Annotated in this window: 16 protein-coding genes; 12 read left to right on the forward strand and 4 right to left on the reverse strand. The window is 62.2% G+C overall.

Features of this window, described 5'->3' with window-relative positions:
* Both AR689_RS02670 and AR689_RS02675 read left to right on the forward strand, forming a co-directional pair.
* On the forward strand, positions 1-1,299 hold the full coding sequence (locus AR689_RS02670) for an alpha/beta hydrolase (RefSeq protein ID WP_062066577.1): 1,299 nt from the start codon (positions 1-3) through the stop codon (positions 1,297-1,299).
* On the forward strand, positions 1,281-3,797 hold the full coding sequence (locus AR689_RS02675; protein WP_062066579.1) for a bifunctional lysylphosphatidylglycerol flippase/synthetase MprF: 2,517 nt from the start codon (positions 1,281-1,283) through the stop codon (positions 3,795-3,797). The genes AR689_RS02670 and AR689_RS02675 overlap by 19 nt, the downstream gene beginning before the upstream one ends.
* Positions 3,798-3,974: 177 nt before the next feature.
* Here AR689_RS02675 and AR689_RS02680 read toward each other — a convergent pair whose 3' ends face one another.
* From AR689_RS02680 to nucS, 3 genes are all read right to left on the reverse strand, one after another.
* Positions 3,975-4,178, reverse strand: coding sequence for a cold-shock protein (locus tag AR689_RS02680; protein WP_017199737.1), 204 nt, complete (start codon positions 4,176-4,178; stop codon positions 3,975-3,977).
* A 253-nt stretch (positions 4,179-4,431) separates the two neighbouring features.
* Positions 4,432-5,679, reverse strand: coding sequence for an N-acetylglucosamine-6-phosphate deacetylase (locus AR689_RS02685; protein ID WP_062066404.1), 1,248 nt, complete (start codon positions 5,677-5,679; stop codon positions 4,432-4,434).
* A gap of 44 nt (positions 5,680-5,723) precedes the next feature.
* The gene (nucS, locus tag AR689_RS02690; RefSeq protein ID WP_062066408.1) at positions 5,724-6,419 is read right to left on the reverse strand and encodes an endonuclease NucS; all 696 of its coding nucleotides are present in this window, start codon (positions 6,417-6,419) and stop codon (positions 5,724-5,726) included.
* A 57-nt stretch (positions 6,420-6,476) separates the two neighbouring features.
* Between nucS and AR689_RS02695 the strand changes: the two genes are divergently transcribed.
* Both AR689_RS02695 and AR689_RS02700 read left to right on the forward strand, forming a co-directional pair.
* Positions 6,477-6,821 carry an Rv1322 family protein gene (locus AR689_RS02695; RefSeq protein WP_062066410.1) on the forward strand — a complete coding sequence of 115 codons (345 nt, stop codon included), beginning with the start codon at positions 6,477-6,479 and terminating at the stop codon, positions 6,819-6,821.
* 18 nt (positions 6,822-6,839) lie between these two features.
* Positions 6,840-7,634, forward strand: coding sequence for an alpha/beta hydrolase (locus tag AR689_RS02700; protein ID WP_062066413.1), 795 nt, complete (start codon positions 6,840-6,842; stop codon positions 7,632-7,634).
* 74 nt (positions 7,635-7,708) lie between these two features.
* On the opposite strand, the gene AR689_RS02705 is transcribed toward AR689_RS02700, so the two are convergent.
* A complete protein-coding gene (locus AR689_RS02705) occupies positions 7,709-9,016 on the reverse strand; it encodes an AI-2E family transporter (protein WP_062066416.1) in 1,308 nt (435 codons plus the stop codon).
* Between the two features lie 202 nt (positions 9,017-9,218).
* On the opposite strand from AR689_RS02705, the gene AR689_RS02710 reads away from it, so the two are divergent.
* From AR689_RS02710 to AR689_RS02745, 8 genes are all read left to right on the forward strand, one after another.
* A complete protein-coding gene (locus AR689_RS02710) occupies positions 9,219-11,000 on the forward strand; it encodes a DUF8094 domain-containing protein (protein ID WP_062066419.1) in 1,782 nt (593 codons plus the stop codon).
* A 38-nt stretch (positions 11,001-11,038) separates the two neighbouring features.
* Positions 11,039-12,040 carry a tetratricopeptide repeat protein gene (locus tag AR689_RS02715; protein WP_062066422.1) on the forward strand — a complete coding sequence of 334 codons (1,002 nt, stop codon included), beginning with the start codon at positions 11,039-11,041 and terminating at the stop codon, positions 12,038-12,040.
* Positions 12,040-13,140: an NADH:flavin oxidoreductase/NADH oxidase gene (locus AR689_RS02720; RefSeq protein WP_062066425.1), complete on the forward strand. Its 1,101-nt coding sequence runs from the start codon at positions 12,040-12,042 to the stop codon at positions 13,138-13,140. The genes AR689_RS02715 and AR689_RS02720 overlap by 1 nt, the downstream gene beginning before the upstream one ends.
* Positions 13,141-13,180: 40 nt before the next feature.
* Positions 13,181-14,089 (forward strand): ABC transporter ATP-binding protein, encoded by a 909-nt coding sequence (locus tag AR689_RS02725; protein WP_062066428.1) that lies wholly within the window; start codon positions 13,181-13,183, stop codon positions 14,087-14,089.
* Positions 14,071-15,642, forward strand: a complete 1,572-nt coding sequence (locus AR689_RS02730; RefSeq protein WP_062066431.1) for a hypothetical protein — start codon at positions 14,071-14,073, stop codon at positions 15,640-15,642. Before AR689_RS02725 ends, AR689_RS02730 begins: the two co-directional genes overlap by 19 nt.
* An 86-nt stretch (positions 15,643-15,728) precedes the next feature.
* Positions 15,729-16,511 (forward strand): glucosamine-6-phosphate deaminase, encoded by a 783-nt coding sequence (nagB, locus tag AR689_RS02735; protein WP_062066435.1) that lies wholly within the window; start codon positions 15,729-15,731, stop codon positions 16,509-16,511.
* Between the two features lie 8 nt (positions 16,512-16,519).
* Positions 16,520-16,858: a DUF3039 domain-containing protein gene (locus AR689_RS02740; RefSeq protein WP_062066438.1), complete on the forward strand. Its 339-nt coding sequence runs from the start codon at positions 16,520-16,522 to the stop codon at positions 16,856-16,858.
* A gap of 112 nt (positions 16,859-16,970) precedes the next feature.
* Positions 16,971-18,746 carry a DEAD/DEAH box helicase gene (locus AR689_RS02745; protein ID WP_062066441.1) on the forward strand — a complete coding sequence of 592 codons (1,776 nt, stop codon included), beginning with the start codon at positions 16,971-16,973 and terminating at the stop codon, positions 18,744-18,746.
* The last annotated feature ends 67 nt before the right edge of the window (positions 18,747-18,813 follow it).

The raw sequence follows: 18,813 nt of genomic DNA on the forward strand, positions 1-18,813 counted from the left end.
ATGGATTTTCTTTCGGACGTCAGCCTCGTTGATGGGCCGTTCCTCTGGTTCAGCATCGTCTGTGGAGCGGCCGGCGGAGCCTACCTCCTATGGCGGCGACGACGTTCCTGGCTGCTGCTCGTCCCCGCCAGCTTGCTGGTGGCGATAGGTGTAGTGGCGCTGGTTCATTGGATCCTTGTGGATCTGATGGCCACCTTCTCGGAGAACCTGCCGTTTCAGACTGTCGCCTGGGCGGTCCCGGCTGTGGCCGCCCTTTTCCTGTGCGTTGCACGGTTCCCCCGAAATTCCTGGCGCGGACGTTCGTTCAGCGTAGCGGCGATGCTGGGCGTTCTGCTGTTGAGCGTGGTCCAGATAAATCTCTACTTCGGGCTGAACAACACGGTCTCGGACCTGCTGGGCACTGCGGTGGCGCGCATACAACCCCTCGAATCAAGCCTCAAACGCACTCCGGATGCAAAGCCCGGCCCTGCCCTGTCAGCATGGAAGGCCCCGGAGTCCATGCCCCGAAGCGGCATTCTGCGCAAAGCTGACATTCCCGGTACGGCGTCCGGCTTCGACGCACGCGAGGCATACGTCTACTTGCCGCCCGCCTATCAGACGGCAGAGCGTCCCAACTTGCCCGTGCTTGTCCTCTTCGCCGGCCAACCAGGCGGTCCTGCGGACTGGCTGACTGGTGGCCAGCTCCGTTCCCTGCTGGACCAGTTCGCCGAAACGCACCAGGGGATCGCCCCTGTCACAGTAGTTGTGGATCCCAATGGCTCAGCCAATGCCAACACCATGTGTATGGACAGCAAGATAGCTTCCGTGGATACCTATCTTTCGAAGGATGTACCAGCCTGGATCACGGAGACGCTGAATGTCTCGAGTGATCACAAGCAGTGGGCCGTAGGCGGCTTCTCCTTTGGCGGCACCTGCGCCATGCAGATGGGGACCTCCCACCCGGACCTGTTCGCGTCTATTCTTCCCTTCGCCGCCGAGAGGGAACCAGCCCTGGCCAAAGACAGAAGCAAGACGATATCGGACTCGTTTGATGGTGATGTTGAGGCTTTCGAGTCCAGGACGCCCTTGGTGCTGATGCAACAACGCGATTTTTCTGGAAGTGGCGTGTATCTGGTTTCAGGTGAGGCCGATCATGAGTTCACTGACTACATGCATGAACTCGCTGACGCTGCAAGAAACGCCGGCTTTGAAACCGAGGAACATTCCATTCCTCAGGCCGGGCATTCGTGGGACGCAGTGATACGTGGCATGCCCGGGGGACTGGACTTCCTGGCCGCCCGCTGGGAGTTGCCGCGGTGAGCCTTGACCTGAAAGGCGTCATTCAGCCAGCGTTGGGGCAAGCTGGCCGGCATCTGCGATCGACGCCATTCACACTGGCCGTACTCGCCCTTTTTGTGGGTCTGTCCTTGGTGTCCGGAAGTCTTCTGTCGGGTCCGGCGCAGCCGTGGCTTCCCTTTGCCAGTGTGTCCTTGGAGGGGCTGCGGACCGGGGAATGGTGGTCAATCTGGACGTCTCTGTTCTTTACCACCAATCCGTTGGCCTATGTCACGGCCGTTCTGATGGTTCTGTTCCTCCTCGGCCTGGCAGAGCGACACCTGGGCTCCGCCAAAGCGGCAGTGGTGTTCTTCGGCGGACAGTTCGCCTGCGTATCAGCGTTTCTCCTCGTGACCCAAGTTGCGCAGTACCTCGGCGACGGTTGGCTTTCAGGGATGGCCGGCATCCGCCTGATCGGACCCTACGGTGCCGTCCTCGCCAGTGTTCTGGCCGCCAGTGCGCTGATGCCCACCTTATGGCAGCGGCGCCTACGGACCGTGGTGCTCGCTGTTTCCTTGCTGTTGGTGCTGTACGTAGGGCACGCAGAGACTGTGGTGGGTTTCTTGGGCGCGCTGATGGGCTTGCTCACCGGCTGGTGGATGCAAAGCAGCCAAGGCCATCTCCACCTCCACAGGTCAACCAGCAGGGAAATCCGCAACCTACTTTCGCTGACCATGGCAATTTTCGCTGTGGGTCCCATCGTCACGGCTGCGGCCAAGAGCCCATCCGGACCATTGGCTCTGTTGCGGGACGTTATCCTCAACCCACTGCCTACCTTGAGCCAATTGGAGAGCAATTGCGGGGGAACCATCGACGTTGCCTGCCTTGAGATCGCCCGCCAAGGTTACACAGGACCGTTCGGATTGGCGCTGGCTGTTGTCCCCGTCGTCTTGCTCCTGATTTGTGCCGACGGAATGAGGCGGGGACGCCGGCTGGCGTTGGGAATCGCAATCGGCGTGCAGCTGGTGGTGGTGGTGTTGTCCACGGTCTACCTTGGGCTTTTTGCCGGTATTCCGCGGCCGGCCGGGCGCCCACATGTGGGCATGCTTAATTCGGCCGTGGTTCACATTATTCCGCTGGTCCTGGTTCCTTTGGCCTTGGCACTGTTGCTGTTCGCGTACCGGGGCCATTTCCGGGTGGAGACTTCCGATGGTCTGCGCCGGAAGGTTTTCTGGCTGGTCGGGCTGACCGGGGGAGGATTGGGCCTGGCATACACAGTGGTGTGGTTGGCCTCCGGTGGCTTGGTTCGCGACGGCGGCCTGCTGGGTTTGGCGGCTGAACTTGCCAGGCAGTATCTCCCCGTTCCCCTGCCCGGTGTCTACCGCAAGGTCTTCGCTGAGCGTGATGTTCTGGAAGTTTTCCTCTTTTCCTATTCGGGCACCTTGTTTTGGCTCGTAGCGTTGCTCGGCGTGTGGGTGCTGCTGATCCGTGGCCATCACACTGGCGGACTTGACGGCCAGTCGCGTCAGGCGGCCCGTGCCCTGGTGAAGAGGGGTGGCGACTCACTCTCATGGATGGCGCTCTGGGAGCCAAACAAGTACTGGTTCGCTCCGGAAGGCAACGGGGGAGTGGCCTACCAACAACATAGCCACGTGGCATTGACGTTGGCCGGGCCCTTCGGAGCGCGGGAGCACCATGAGTTCACCGCCAAAGGTTTCTTGGATTACTGCTCCCAACAAGCGTTGACACCGTGCCTTTATTCCTGCACGGACGAGCTATGGCCCATGCTCAACGCCCGCGGATTCCGCCGCGTCTCGGTGGCCCAGGAAACCCGGCTTCGGATCCGGGGCTTGGAATTCAGGGGCAAGGAGTGGCAGAACGTCAGAACGTCCCTGAACCGCGCCGCCAAGATGGGGATCACGGCCAACTGGGGCCGGTACTCCGAACTCTCCCACGGGGTGCGTGCCCAGGTGAGTGAAGTCTCGGAAGAGTGGGCGGCCCAAAAGAGGATCCCGGAGATGGGCTTCACCATGGGCGGCCTGGACGAGTTGGATGATGAGGACGTCCTGTGTTGCGTTGCGGTGGATGGCACGGGATTTGTCTTTGGCGTGACGAGTTGGCTACCCGTTTATGAAGACGGCGCGGTTGTCAGTTGGACGCTGGACTTTATGAGGCGGCGAGGCGACGCTTTCCCGGGGGTCATGGAGTTCCTGATCGCTTCAGCGGTTTTGCACTTGCGGGATTCCGTGGAACTGATTTCCTTATCCGGCTCTCCCTTGGCCCGGGAAGAGGGCGAAATAGACCAGCGTTCCAATGGCTTGGCCGGAATACTTCAGGTGGTGGGTCAGGCCTTGGAACCCGTTTACGGATTCCGGTCCCTGGCGTCTTTTAAGTCCAGATTCCAGCCCGAGTACAGAACCCTATACATGTATTACCAAGACCCACTGCATCTTCCCGCAATAGGACGTGCGCTCAGCAGGGCGTACCTTCCGGGATTGTCAGTCCGGCATTCCGCGCGGCTGCTCCGAAGCCTGGTTGGTTGAATTGTCAACGCCAATTCGAAGGGCCCTTTTGGTGTTTCTTCATGGTTAGTAATAGTCGTTGTTGAGAAGCCCTGGACGGCGGCGGGGATTTCTGGCTTTAAGACACGTTGACCCCGGCTCGAAAGCCGGGGTCAACGCTTTGTTGTCTCTGCAAAACGCAGGGATCAACGGGTAAGACTAGACGACCGTAACGCCGGTTGCCTGGGGGCCCTTGGCTCCCTGACCGATCTCGAACTGAACGCGCTGGTTCTCATCGAGGGTCTTGAAGCCACCGGTCTGGATCTCGGAATAGTGAACGAAAACGTCGCCATCCGCGTCATCCGGGGTGATGAAGCCGAAACCCTTTTCGGCGTTGAACCACTTGACGGTTCCCAGTGCCATGTATATCTCCTCATTGTGGAACTTCAGTCCGATACACCTCGTACCGGTTTTGTTACTCCGCGAGAAGACCTGAATACCAACGAGGCCGGAGCCTGATTGATTCGCAGGAGCTTCACGCTCGCAACTGGTCTTGCGAGCATGAAAACCACCTACACAAAGACTGCTACAACACTTTCATGTGCTCTTCCGGAGGTCAACGGTCTTTTGGCCAATTCAGGAAAATTTTCGGTAAAAAGAAGGTAACGTCTGACAACTAGGACAACCACTGCCCATTGCGCATTACGCCCGTCAGTTCCAGATCCTGGTTAGTTACAACGACGTCGGCACGCAGTCCCCGGCGGAGCCCGCCAATTTCGTCGGAAAGACCAAGAACAGCCGCTGGTACCGCAGTGGCGGAACAAATCGCATCAGGAAGTTCGACGCCGGCTGCCACCGTTTTGCTGACGACTTCCAGAAGGGTGGAGGTGCCCCCGGCGATGGATCCGGTGGCATCGAGTGTGGCCACGCCGTCGCTGACGGTAACGGGGGACGGGCCGAGCATGTAGCTGCCATCGGACAATCCTGCGGCGGCCATGGAATCCGTTACCAGGACGATGTTTCCGGCCCCCACCAGCTGGAAGACGGTGGCCACTGTGCTCGGGTCCAGATGGGTTCCGTCCCCAATGAGTTCAACCACGGCCTTTCCTTCCTGGGCCATGCGCAGGCACGCTGCCACGGGACCCGGAGCGCGATGATGCATGGGCGGCATCCCATTGAAGAGGTGCGTCACGGTGGGTAGTGAGCTGACGCCGTCGAACCCTGCTGACTCGAGTCCCTCGCGGGCCGCAGCCAGCGACGCTGCGGCTGTAGCGTCGTCGCAGTCTGTGTGGCCCAAAGAAGGGGTGACGCCATGGGAAGTCATCAGGTCCACCAACGCAGCTGCGCCCGGAAGCTCCGGGGCGTAAGTCATGGTGGTCAGCTTGCCTGCGGCGGCGGCCACCAGCTCGTCCATGAGCTCCAGGTCCGGTTCCAACAGGTAGTCCGGATTCTGGGCGCCGCATCGGGCGTGGGAAAGGAAGGGGCCTTCAAGGTGAATGCCGGCTACAAGCCCCTCATCCGCGAGCTTTACGTAGAGCTCGATGCCCCGGAGGAGGTCTTCCCGGGGAGCGGTGACCATGCTTGCAAGGAACGTTGTAGTTCCTGATCGATGAAGGAAATCCGCGGCCTTGCGCGCCGAAGCTTCTTCCCCGCCAGGGAAGTCACCGCCATTGCCGCCGTGGCAGTGCACATCGACGAGGCCTGGGAAGAGATAGCTCCCGCTCGGGATACCCAGGCGGACGGCGCTGTGAAAACCGTCGAACTCTTCGGGGTCGAAGCCACTGGCTGGCCCTGCATAGGCGATCCTGTCGCCGTCGACCGCAACCAGGCCGTCTTCCACCACCTCGCCGTCGCTGACAAGCGTTCCTTTGATGATTTGGTGGCTTGGCGCAGAGGAGGTGGGAAAGGGGGATGCGGCAGTCATGTTTTGATTCTAGTGGTCTGCCGCACACCCGCTGAGGGGAGCCCCTAGAAGAGCCGTGACTCGCTGTCATCCACGCCGCGCATGGCGTCATAATCCAACGTAACGCAGTCAATGCCGCGATCGTTGGCAAGCACCTTCGCCTGTGGCTTGATCTGCTGTGCTGCAAAAATGCCACGTACCGGTGCCAGCAGGGGATCCCGGTTGAGCAATTCGAGGTAGCGCGTGAGCTGCTCGACGCCGTCAATGTCGCCCCGGCGTTTCAGCTCAACAGCCACCGTGGCACCGTTCGAATCCCTGGCCAGGATGTCCACGGGCCCGATTGCGGTGAAGTACTCACGCCTTATCAGGGAGTAGCCGGATCCCAGCAGTTCGATTTGCTCTGCAAGGAGCCGTTGCAGGTCCGCTTCCACGCCGTCCTTGATCAGGCCGGGGTCGGTGCCGAGATCGTGTGACGTGTCGTGCAGTTGTTCATAAATATTGATGATGAGGCGGTCATCGGTTTTAGCGGACTGGACGGTCCACTGTTCCACCACGCCTTCCTCCACGTCCGTCTCCTCCGGTGTGGTTACCCGGAGCGTGGCCGGAGGGCTCATCCAGTTCAGCGGCTTGTAGGAGCCGCCGTCGGAATGAACCAGCACCGAGCCATCAGCCTTGACCAACAGCAGCCGGGTGGCGAGGGGGAGATGGGCCTTAAGGCGGCCAACGTAATCAACAGAACAACGGGCTATGACGAGTCGCACCCGCTCCACATTACCGTCTCACCCTCTACAACAGGTTGGCTGGGGCAGAATGGAAGCATGCCCCGCTCCAACCGTCCTCGTCGCAACGCGTCCAGCACACGCTCCGGCAATGCCGGAGGCAAATGGGCGGAACCGACGCCGGAACTGGACCTGGAGCGGGCCCGCGGCGGAATTGCCCGGCGCGAGAGTGCGCCTGACGGCGACTGGATGGTACGGACCATGACGGCCAAGAAAGCGGAAAAACAATACATCTGTCCTGGCTGCTCCACCGCCATCGTCCCGGGCATTGCCCACTTGGTGGTGTGGTCTGACAGCCATCTGTTTGGACAGGCCGCAGGGCTTGCCGAACGCAGGCACTGGCACACCAACTGCTGGACGGGCCGGACGTACCGTTACCGCTGATTCGCTAGGCTTGGAACCATGACTTTCGATCCCGCCTCGTTCGTGTTCACCCCGCAGGATGCGCCCTCGGAGATCCGTGCTTCCACGGTCCTCCCCGCCCGCCGCGAGAATGTGGAGTTCACCACCGAAGACGGCAAGGTACTGCGGGGTGAGCTTGCGCTCCCGGAATCGGGGGAAATTACCGCCACGTTGGTCACGCTGCACCCTCTGCCGACGCATGGCGGGTTCATGGATTCGCACGTTTACCGGAAGGCCTCGTACAGGCTTCCGGCGCTGGCCGGAGTTGCCGTTCTGAGGTTCAACACGCGCGGCACACAATCACCGCGCGGCACCAGCGACGGGGAATTCGAAGAAGGCATTGGTGAGCGGTACGACGTCGAGGCCGCTGTGCGGTTCGCCGTTGAACGCGGCTTGCCGCACCGCTGGCTGGTGGGGTGGTCCTTCGGCACTGAACTGGCCCTGATGTACGGGGCGGTGGAGCCGGTCGCCTCGGAGATCGAAGGTGCCGTGTTGTTGTCGCCACCGCTGCACCGGGCCACGGACGTGCACCTCAAGGAGTGGGCCGAGTCCGGGAAACCGCTCACGGTGCTGGTGCCGGAGCACGACGATTATCTGCAGCCGGCGGAAGCAGCCCAGCGGTTCGCTGTGGTGCCGCAGGCCCGGCTTGTGGGCGTCGACGGCGCCAAGCACCTCTGGGTGGGCGAGAAGTACGCAGCGCGAGTCTTGAATGAAATCGTCGACGACGTCACTCCGGCGGGTGCCGGAGCGGACGGTCTGCCTCGGGAGTGGGCGGGGCCGGTAGCAACCAGCTAGCCCGGTTTCAGGTGCTTAGCCCGGTAGCAACCAGCTAGCCCGGTTTCAGGTGCCTGGCCCGGAGAGTAGAAGTGTTAGTGCCGGTCTTGGCGGACGATGAACACTTCCTTGATCAGCAGCATGATCGCTGCTGCCGTGGGAATGGCGATCAGCGCGCCAAGCACCCCGAGCAGGCTGCCGCCGGCAATGACCGAGATCACTGCCACCGCACCCGGTACCGCCACTGCCCGTTGCATGATGCGCGGGGAGATGAAGTATGCCTCGAACTGGAGGTAAGCGAAGTAAGCGATCGCGTAAATGACGGCCGTCTGCCAGCCTGCGGTGAGTGCTACCAGGATGACCACCACAGCGGCGATCATGCCGCCTACCAACGGAATGAACGCAAGCAAGGCAACGACGAAGGCAAGCAGGACGCTGAAGGGGATGCCAAGGATGGTCATCAGGATGAAGGCGAAGATCGCATTCAAAAGTGCCACGCAGACCTGGCCTATGACGTAGTTACCCACAGAATCCGTGATCGCCTCGGACAGTGCTTCGACACGTGGGCGGCGGGACCGGGGCGCGAGCCGGTAAGCCCACTTCTTCATGGAGGGGAGGGCTGCCAGGAAGTAAAGGCTCAGAACCAGGACGATGAGTGAGCCGAACAGGCCATTGGCCACCGTGGAACCAAAACCGACCACACCGCCGAAGATGCCACCCATCGCCTCAGGGTCCTTGACGAACTTGTCCAGCTCAGTGGTGATGCGGTCCCGTACTCCGAATTGGCTGTCTGCGTTGCGGAAGAAGTCCGAGTCCAGGAAGCTCCTGATCCATTCGGGGGCTTGCCTGACGATCTCCGATACCTGTTCAACAATGGTGGGGATCAATGTTGCAAAGAATCCAGCCACCGCGAGCACTAGCGCCGAGACGGAGATGAGGATGCCGGCGGGGCGGGGGACTTTACGGCCTTCAAGCCATCGGACCACGGGATCAAGTCCCAGAGCGATGAACAGTGCGGCCACGATCCACAAAATGAGCTGGGTGGTGTTGCTGGCTATGTAGAACACTGCCAGGGCAATGCCGACGCCGGCGGTACCCATGAACCCGACATAGACAGGATGTTGGGATGATATCCGGGGGCCCGGGGCGCCGAAGCCGTGGTCGTCCTCTGGCCGGAAGCCTTCGTTGCCTTCGTCGTCCTCAGTTTCGGGGGGCATCTCGAAGCGCACCCGGTTCCGGGCTCCGGGGATGGGCTGACGTAGCCTTCGGCTGATGGCAGCCCATCGTCCGGTGCGGACCGGAACCGTCCCAGCGGTGCCATCGGAGGCGGCACCCTTGGCAGGGGAATCCACCGCACCTGACCCGGACTTATCGACGGGACGGGGCTCCATGTGGTCTTTCACGCGGTTTAGCTGCCTTTTCAGTGGTGGTACAGGGTGGACTTAGGCGTTGGAAGGCCCGGATATCATGATCATCGCCACACTATCAGGACGGCGGAATGGCGCCGGAGCGGCGCGGTGACGGGCTTTTCGGGATGTTGGGGAGATCACCCCGATCTGACTCTCTGATAACAAAACGGTTACCCTTGAAGTTCAACGACCGCTGATGATAGGTGATCCTGTGCGTTTGAAGACTGCAGCCTTGCTGGTGCTGCTGGGCCTGCTGACGATGCTGGCCGGTATTGGCCAGCTGACTTTCTGGGCCCCCGCTGAAACCGTGACGGCTTCGGTTCCGAGCGATACCAAAGCTGCCCCGCTGACCGTGATCGACCAAAAGTTGATTGCACTCCATGACGGGCCGGTGAAGATCAAGATCCAGGGTGAAGGCAACTTCATTGTCGCCACCGGACGCCCGGACGACGTCGAAGCGTGGGTCGGTGAGACCGCCCACAACACGCTGACCGGCGTCTCCGCTGACCAGAAGTCTCTGGAAGTAACTTCGGCGGACGGCGAGGCCACGGCGCCTTCCCCGGCTGGATCCGACTTGTGGGTCAGCACTGAGGACGCCAGTGGTGACCTGGACTACACGTGGAATCCTCCCGCTGACGGCGAGTGGTCCCTGCTGGTAGCCGGCGACGGTACTCAGCCCGCGCCGTCGTCGATTTCCATGACGTTCCCGAACAACGCCACCACCCCTTGGGCAGTGCCGCTGATTGTTCTGGGCATCATCATCATCCTGGTGGGAGCGGCGTTGCCGTTCATCGCCAAAGCCCTCGGTAATCGACGCAAAGACGGCGACGACCATGAGCCGCGCGATGGTGGAGAAACCACCACCCTGCCGATCCAGCCGGCCACAACGCAGACTCCTGAGGTTAAGTCGCCTACGGGTGACGAAGGCCGTCGTCGTGGCGCCGGAACCGAAGGTCCTGCCCTCCGAATCACCGCTCTGGCAGCCACACTGGCAGCAGTCATGGTGGGAGGGACAGCCATCGCTGCCCAAGCCACGACAACTCCCGAGGCTACGCCCACATCCTCTGCCGCTGCTCCTGCCGACGGTGGAACGCCGGTCATGCTGGAATCCCAGCTGCAGAGGATCCTTGAGCAGGTAGCAAGCACCGTGGACGCAGCTGATGCGGCCAAGGACGCGGCAAAGCTGGCTCCGCGCGTGGACAAGATGGAACTTCAGATCCGGACGCAGAATTACAAGATCCGGTCCACGGTGTCCGCTTACGAACCGCGGATGCCGGTCCGCGCCACCAAGCTTCAGAGCAGCGTTATCAGCACCAAACGCGACTGGCCCCGGACAGTTTTCGCCCTCACGCAGGGCGAGGGGAACGTTGTGCCGCAGGTCCTGACACTCGTGCAGCTTTCACCCCGCGAAAACTACAAGCTGTGGGGCAGCGCGCCGCTTCAGCCCGGCACCAATTTCCCGTCCTTCCCGGTACCTCGCAAGGGCACGGAGCCTGTACCGGCCAGTGACAGTACGGGGCTGGCCTACAGCGGCAACGAGGCTTTGGAAATCCTGAGCGAGATGCTCACCAACCCGGAGTCGCCCAACCGCAGCAAGCTGGCCGATGGGCAGTCTTCCCCGTACATCGCAGGGGCACTGGCTTACCAGGCGGACACCGTGAAGAACGGAACCAGCGCCAACTTCAAGTTCACCCACACGCCGGTCACCGACCAGACTGTGGTGCTGCGGACTGCCGACGGCGGTGCAGTGGTTGTCGGTCGCCTGGACTTCGCCTTCGAGGGCACGCCCAAGGCCGCAGGCGACAAGCTTCTTCTTGAGGACGATTCCGCGGTCTTTGCCGGTGGGAAAGAAACCACCACGGGGATGGTCCTGAACTTCGCCGAATCCGTGGCCGTATACATTCCGCCGGCAGGTTCTGCAGACCCCATGAAGCTCGTGGCTGCTACCCGTGGCTTGATCGGAGCCAGCTTCAAGTAGGACATACCCATGGCAGGGCAGCGGCTAGAGTGGACGGTATGAGTTCGCCCGGATACCGACCCACTCCAGCCGCTGCCAGCCAGCTCAATCTTCGCGGTGCCGTTGACTTGTCGTCATTGCGCCGCCCGGCCGCCCCGCCCGCGCCCGCCCCCTCTGCTTCGGCGGACGGCGGATCGCCTGCCGGTGGCACCCCGCAAGGTGGCGACAACGGCAAAGCGCCCCTTCGAGTGGATGCCAACGAATCCAATTTCCAGGATCTGGTGCAGCTGTCTGCGCAGATCCCCGTGCTCTTCATCCTTTGGTCGAGCTACGCGCCGGAGTCACCCGCCGTCCTCGATGCAGCCGAACGCGTTGTGGAGAGCTACGGTGGCCGCCTGGTGCTCGCTGCGGCCGACGTTGACACTTTCCCGCAGTTGGCGCAGGCCTTCCAGGTTCAGGCGGTCCCCACAGCGGTTGCTGTGGTGAAGGGACAGCCCGTCCCGCTTTTCCAGGGGCCCGCCGATGACCAGCAGATCCGTAATCTGGTGGAGGAACTTCTTAAGGTAGCTGCAGCCAACGGGGTCACCGGCAGCATGGGTGACGCTGCGGCGGCGGGGGAGGATGCCGAGCCCGCACCACTTCCGCCACTTCACCAGGCAGCCATTGACGCGATCGAGGCCGGCGACTACGCCGCAGCAGTAGCGGCTTACAAGCAGGCTCTTCTCGATCAGCCCGCAGACGCTGATGCGAAAGCCGGTCTGGCCCAAGTTGAGCTGATGTCACGGTTGGACAAGCTCTCCGCACCCGAGGCGGAGACCCTCCGCGACCTCGCCGCGAAAGAACCTGAGAACCTCCAGGCCCAGTTGAGTGTTGCGGACCTCGACATCTCCGGCGGTCACATTGACGACGCCTTCAACCGCATCATCACTTTCATCGGCAGGAACTTCGGTCCCGAGCGGGAGACGGCCCGCGTCCGCCTCCTTGAGCTATTCGAAGTTGTCGGGACCCAGGACGAGCGAGTGGCGAAGGCCCGCCAGGGGCTCGCGAGGGTGCTCTTCTAGTGCCGTCCGCGCTGTTCACGCCGCTCCGGCTGCGATCCCTCACCGTTCCGCACCGCGGTTGGGTATCGCCTATGTGCCAGTACAGCTGCCACCCGGAGACCGGAGAAGGCGTCCCAAACGACTGGCACCTGATGCACTTGGGGTCTTTTGCGGCCGGCGGTGCCGCGTTGATCCTGACCGAGGCAGCTGCGGTGAACGCCGCTGGCAGGATCAGCCCGCTGGACGCCGGTCTGTACTCCGATGAACAGGCTGCCGGTTGGGAGCGGATGGTGGCCTTTGTCCACCGGCATGGTGCCGTCGACGCCAAGATCGGTGCTCAACTCGCCCACGCGGGACGCAAGGCCTCCACGTATTGGCCATTTTCCGATCAATCAGGCTCGGTTCCGGAGCGCGACGGAGGTTGGGCCACCGTTGGACCAAGCAGCGATCCTTTTGACGGCTATGCTCCACCGGAGGTGATGAGCGAAGAGGATATCCAGGGTGTTGTGGGCGACTTTGCCGCCGCTGCCAGCCGTGCGGTGGCTGCGGGTTTCGACACCGTGGAGATCCACGGTGCCCATGGGTACCTCCTTCACCAGTTCCAAAGCCCGCTCATCAACACACGGACGGACGGCTGGGGTGGCAGCGAGGAAGGGCGGAACCGGCTGATGCTCGCGGTGGTGGATGCGGTCAGGGACGTCATTCCTGACTCCATGCCGCTGCTGCTCCGCATCTCCGCCTCGGACTGGGCCGAGGGCGGTGTCGACGTGGAGGCCTCTGTGCGCCTGGCCCGCGCCGCTGCTGAGCGGGGTGTTGACTTGGTGGACGTCTCCAGTGGGGGTGCAGTGGCGCATCAACAGATCAGGGCGGTGCCCGGCTACCAGGCAGGGTTCGCCCAGCAGGTAAAGAACGACGCCGGGGTCCTCACCGGAGCGGTGGGCTTGCTGACGAGCCCCACGCAGGCGGAGGATATTGTGGCCAACGGAAGGGCCGATGCCGTTTTCATGGCTCGTGCCGCATTACGTGATCCGCACTGGTGGCTCAGGGCCGCCTACGAATTAGGCCATGATATTCCGTGGGTTCCGCAGTACCAGCGGGCCGTTCCCCGCCACGGCTTCTAGGACCTCCTCAGGTTTACCTTGGCACGGTTAGGCTGGGTCCATGACGGAACCACGCCATGAACCCACGTCCACGTCCGAGCCGCCACAAGCTTCTGCTCCACCACAAGTGGCACCGCCACAGGCTGCCACACCACTCGCTGCCCCGCCACAAGAGGCCTCCCTGCCGACGCCCCATGAGTCCCTTGGCGGTGCACCTTTGGCTGCCCTGTCCATTCGCGGCCTGGCCAAACGGTTCGGCGAGAAAATCGCTGTCGATGGCGTGAGCCTGGAGGTTCCCTCGGGCTCCTTCTACGGGATGGTTGGTCCTAACGGTGCCGGCAAGACCACCACGTTGTCCATGGCCACCGGCCTGCTGCGGCCGGATTTCGGCACGGCCTTGATCCATGGGGTGGACGTGTGGGCACAACCGCTGGAGGCCAAGAAGCTCATGGGCGTCCTGCCTGATGGGGTTCGTCTGTTTGACCGGCTGACCGGCGAACAGCTGGTCACCTATTCCGGTCTGCTCCGCGGCATGGACCGTGAAGTGGTGGGTGCCCGGGTTCCTGAACTGCTGGCTGCCCTTGATCTTCAGGCGGACGCCGGCACGTTGGTTGTTGACTACTCAGCAGGTATGACCAAGAAAATAGCCTTGGCCTCTGCCCTGATTCACGCACCCCGCCTGCTGGTCCTTGACGAGCCCTTCGAGTCCGTGGATCCCGTCTCTGCTGCCAATATCCGCGGAATCCTGGAGGGATACGTCGCCTCAGGCGGTACGGTCATTGTGTCGAGTCACGTCATGGACCTTGTTCAGCGCATGTGCAGTCACGTCGCAGTGGTGGCCGGCGGCCGTGTCCTGGCGGCGGGCTCCGTGGACGAAGTCCGGGATGGCTCAACGTTGGAGGAACGCTTCGTGCAGTTGGTGGGCGGCGGACATCGGACGGAGGGATTGGAATGGTTGCGCACCTTCTAGGCCTCAAGTGGCGCCTGCTCCTTAACGGGTTCAAGCGCAGCCCTTGGCAGTTGGTGGGCATGGCCCTGGGGCTACTTTATGCATTGGGATTGCTGGTCCTCCTTGTTGGAGGCCTCATAGCGCTGCGGTGGGCTGATCCGGAGATCGCCCACACTGTAGTGGTATTGGGTGGAGCGGCCGCCGTCCTGGGTTGGGCCATCATTCCGCTCGTTGCTTCGGCGGCGGACATGACCCTGGACCCCGCCCGTTTCACCACCTTCGCCATTCCGCCGGGGCAGCTCCTGACGGGGCTCGCCATCGCAGGCTTCATCGGCATTCCCGGGTTGGCCACTTTGCTGGCTGCCTTGGGTACGGTGGGGACCTGGTGGCGTAGTTTTCCGGCAGTGGCAGGGGCCTTGTTGGGAGCCGTTCTGGGTGCCGTTACCTGCATCGTCCTGTCCAAGGTGGTCACCACAGCGACGGCCGGTCTTGCGGCGTCTCGGCGCTTCAAAGACCTCAGCAGCATCATTGTGTTCATCCCGCTGGTGCTGCTGGGTCCCATCATGCTGGGAATCTTTGACGGTGTTCGCGGAAGTGCTGACTACCTGCCCGGCCTGGCCCGGGCTGTTTCCTGGACGCCGCTGGGTGCCGCATGGTCTCTGGGCGGAGATCTGGAATCCGGCAATGTGGCCGCCGCAGGGCTCAAATTCCTGATTTCGGCAGCGACCATTGCCGGCCTGCTTCTGTGCTGGCATGTTCTGCTGCAGCGGGCGTTGGTGACGCCCCCGTACTCCGGAGGCTCGTCAAAGAGGGGCGGAAAACTTGGGCTGTTCGGCCTTCTCCCGGGAACGCCGGCAGGCGCAGTTGCTGCCCGTGCTTTGATCTATTGGATGAAGGATCCACGATATGCGGCATCCCTGGTCATTGTTCCGCTGTTCCCTGTCCTCTTTTTCTTCAGCGGATCACAGAGCGGCAGCTACGGCCTGCTCATGATTCTGGGTCCGGTGACCGCCTTTGTCATGGCCTGGTCCATCTGCGCTGATGTCTCCTACGACAACACAGCTTTTGCACTTCATCTCTCTGCGGGGATCCGGGGCCTGGACGACCGCCTTGGCCGGGCGCTGGCGTGCTTGGCAATCTCACTCCCGGTGGTGGTCGTTTTCACCATAGGGCCGCTCTTCGTTACCGGGGAGTGGCAATGGCTCCCGAACCTTTTGGGTTTGTCGCTGGGCACTCTCTTTACCGGCCTTGGACTCTCATCGGTGATCTCGGCCCGATACAACATCGCCGTGCCTTTGCCGGGGGACAGCCCCTTCAAGAAGCCACCGGGAAATGTCGCGCAGACGCTGGCAGTCCAGGCCGTTGGTATGGGACTTCTGGCCCTTCTGCTCGTCCCGGAGCTTGCGCTGGTGGCAGTCCAGGCGTTCAGCGGTGGTCCGGAAGCCGGATGGATCAATTTGGCTGTTGGCCCGGTGCTGGGCCTCATCCTGTTCGCGGCGGGCGTCCGCCTCGGCGGAAAATGGCTGGACGCCCGGGGTCCTGAGATGTTCGCCCAGCTCAGCGTGAACCGATAGTCGTGTAACAACCATGTCCATAGGTGGGACATGGGATAACCTCTTGGTCAGATAGCTCGAAGACCACAACTAGAAAGGCCGTGACGATGGAAGTTGTCATTCTCCCTGGCACCAAACAGATCGGTGCACTTGCCGCCGATGCCATCGAATCGTTGGTCCGCCGTAAGCCCCATGCGGTGCTGGGCTTGGCAACGGGCTCGTCCCCGTTGCCCATTTACGACGAATTGGCCAGCCGCTACGAGGCCGGGGGGTTGGACTTCAGCCAGGCGCATGGTTTCGCGTTGGATGAGTACGTCGGGCTCGAAGCAGGGCATCCTGAGTCCTACCGTGAGGTCATCCGGCGCGAATTCACCAACCGGGTGAACATCAAGCCGGAGAACGTCCACGGACCCGATGGTGCGGCCGAGGACCTGGAGGCCGCATGCCAGGCATATGAGGACGCCATCAAAGCTGTGGGCGGAGTGGACCTCCAGATACTCGGGGTGGGGACCGACGGGCACATTGGCTTCAATGAGCCCGGGTCCTCGCTGGCATCCCGTACGCGCATCAAGACGCTGATCGAGCAGACGCGGAAGGACAACGCCCGCTTCTTCGACAGCATCGATGACGTTCCCCATCATGTGGTCACCCAAGGGCTGGGGACCATCATGGACGCCCGCCATGTGGTGTTGGTCGCAACAGGCGCCCAGAAAGCCCAGGCTGTCCGGGACTTCGTAGAGGGGCCGGTAGCTGCCATTTGCGCTGCATCCATCCTTCAGATGCACCCTCACGCCACGATTTTGGTGGACGAGGCGGCCGCGTCTTCGCTGAAACTGGCCGATTATTATCGGCACACCTATGACAACAAGCCGGAGTGGCAGGGACTGTAGACGGTAAGATGTTTGGCATGACTACGCTTCCTCCGGATCCATTCGAAAACGACCCCATGCGAGAGCTTTCCGGAGCCGGAACGTCCACTGCCACCATTGAGCGCGAGGAAACGCGCCAGGAAGTGGAACCCGGCGACCGCGAGCGGTTTTCGCACTACGTCCGCAAGGAAAAGATCATGGAGTCGGCCCTGTCCGGCGAGCCCGTCATTGCCCTCTGTGGCAAGGTCTGGACGCCGGGACGCGATCCCAAGAAGTTCCCGGTTTGCCCGGAGTGCAAGGAGATTTACGAAGGCCTCCGCCCCGGCAATGACGGTGGAAACAACGGCGGCCCGGGCAACTCCAAGTAGTGGGTGGGCAGAGAACACCGGCCCTGTCTGATCATCACCGGTTCACGGCTTCCCTTGGTGTGCCCGGAAAGCAGGAGATCATCGTCGCTGCCATCAGGCCGGGGGAGTCAGCATGACAGAAACACTTTTTGGTGGACCGTCCCTGCCTCCGGCGTACCCGGAACGCGCCGCATGGGGTACCGCACCCAAGCTCCGTGCGTGGCAGCAGGAGGCGCTTGACCTCTACATGACCCGTAGTCCCAAGGACTTCCTCGCTGTGGCTACCCCCGGCGCTGGTAAGACCACGTTTGCGCTGCGCATTGCCACCACCCTGCTGGATAGCGGAGTGGTCAACAGGATCACCATCGTTGCGCCCACTGACCACCTGAAGCGGCAGTGGGCTGACGCAGCAGCAAAAGTGGGCATTGCGATTGATCCCAACTTCAAGAACTCCGATGGCCAGCACGGCCGTGGTTTCGTGGGCGTTGCGGTCACGTACGCGCAGGTAGCCAGCAAGCCCATGCTGCACCGTGCGAAGACCGAAGCAGCCCGCACCTTGGTGATCCTGGACGAAATCCACCACGGCGGCGAAGCGTTGTCGTGGGGAGACGGACTGCGCGAGGCTTTTGATCCTGCCGCGCGGCGCCTGTCCTTGACGGGTACACCGTTCCGTTCGGACACATCGCCGATTCCCTTTGTTGAATACGCCGAGGACCGCGACGGCATCCGCCGTTCCAAGGCTGACTACACCTACGGTTACGGCAACGCGCTGCGGGACCACGTGGTGCGTCCCGTTCTGTTCATGGCCTACTCGGGCCAGATGCGCTGGCGGACCAGCGCCGGTGACGAGATGGCGGCTTCCCTGGGGGAGGCTGCTGTTACCAAGGACATCACCTCGCAGGCATGGCGGACGGCTTTGAACCCTACCGGTGAGTGGATCCCTGCGGTCCTGGCTGCTGCGGACAAACGTCTCGGCGAGGTCCGGCGGACCGTGCCGGACGCCGGCGGACTGGTGATCGCCACGGATCATGATGACGCACGTGCGTATGCCGGTCAGCTGAAGAAAATAACGGGCCAGTCACCCACGGTGATTCTCTCGGATGACTCCAAGGCGTCAAGCAAGATCGAGGAATTCTCCGCGGGGGACCAGCGCTGGATGGTGGCTGTTCGCATGGTGTCTGAAGGCGTGGACGTTCCCCGCCTGTCCGTGGGTGTCTATGCCACCTCAACGTCCACGCCGCTGTTCTTCGCCCAAGCTGTGGGCCGCTTTGTGCGTGCCCGCAAGAGGGGCGAGACGGCGTCGGTCTTCCTGCCATCGGTTCCGCCCCTGATGATCCTGGCCAACACCATGGAGGCCGAGCGCGACCACGCCCTTGACCGCCCGGAGAAGGACGAGGACGGTCTTTTCAACCCTGAAGAGAACCTCATGGCGGAGGCCAACCGCGAGGACAAGGCCTCGGACGAGCTCACCAAGGGAAAGTTCGAAGCTTTGGACTCCCAGGCGTCCTTCGACCGCGTCCTTTTTGATGGCGGTGAGTTTGGTACCGGAGCTGATATCGGCTCTGATGAGGAACTGGACTTCCTTGGCATACCAGGACTTCTCGACGCCGAACAGGTCGGTACGCTGCTGCGTCAACGCCAGCACGAACAGCAGTCGCGCAAGAAGCGTCAGTCACCGTTGGCAGCGGCCGCATCTCCGGCCATCCCTGACCACAGGATGCTGATGGATCTTCGCAATGAACTGGCCAAGAACGTGGCTGCCTGGTCCGCCAGGACCGGCACACCGCATGGAGTTGTTCATACAAAACTGCGTGAAGTATGTGGTGGCCCGGCTGTCGCCCAAGCGAACGAGGAGCAACTGCAGGCCCGCCTGCGCAAGCTTCAGGACTGGTTTATCGGCCGGAAGTAGCTGGACCAAGAGCAGAAATGCGCAAGGGCGCCGCGGTTGCGGCGCCCTTGCGGTGTCTTCAGCCTCT

The organism is Arthrobacter sp. EpRS71, from assembly GCF_001512285.1.
Lineage (GTDB): Bacteria > Actinomycetota > Actinomycetes > Actinomycetales > Micrococcaceae > Arthrobacter.

Coding starts and splice junctions, on each gene's coding strand:
- AR689_RS02670 (WP_062066577.1), top strand. CDS start 1: ATGGATTTTCTTTCGGACGTCAGCCTCGTTGATGGGCCGTTCCTCTGG.
- AR689_RS02680 (WP_017199737.1), bottom strand. CDS start 4,178: ATGGCACTGGGAACCGTCAAGTGGTTCAACGCCGAAAAGGGTTTCGGC.
- AR689_RS02685 (WP_062066404.1), bottom strand. CDS start 5,679: ATGACTGCCGCATCCCCCTTTCCCACCTCCTCTGCGCCAAGCCACCAA.
- AR689_RS02695 (WP_062066410.1), top strand. CDS start 6,477: ATGCCCCGCTCCAACCGTCCTCGTCGCAACGCGTCCAGCACACGCTCC.
- AR689_RS02700 (WP_062066413.1), top strand. CDS start 6,840: ATGACTTTCGATCCCGCCTCGTTCGTGTTCACCCCGCAGGATGCGCCC.
- AR689_RS02710 (WP_062066419.1), top strand. CDS start 9,219: ATGATAGGTGATCCTGTGCGTTTGAAGACTGCAGCCTTGCTGGTGCTG.
- AR689_RS02715 (WP_062066422.1), top strand. CDS start 11,039: ATGAGTTCGCCCGGATACCGACCCACTCCAGCCGCTGCCAGCCAGCTC.
- AR689_RS02725 (WP_062066428.1), top strand. CDS start 13,181: ATGACGGAACCACGCCATGAACCCACGTCCACGTCCGAGCCGCCACAA.
- AR689_RS02730 (WP_062066431.1), top strand. CDS start 14,071: ATGGTTGCGCACCTTCTAGGCCTCAAGTGGCGCCTGCTCCTTAACGGG.
- nagB (WP_062066435.1), top strand. CDS start 15,729: ATGGAAGTTGTCATTCTCCCTGGCACCAAACAGATCGGTGCACTTGCC.
- AR689_RS02740 (WP_062066438.1), top strand. CDS start 16,520: ATGTTTGGCATGACTACGCTTCCTCCGGATCCATTCGAAAACGACCCC.
- AR689_RS02745 (WP_062066441.1), top strand. CDS start 16,971: ATGACAGAAACACTTTTTGGTGGACCGTCCCTGCCTCCGGCGTACCCG.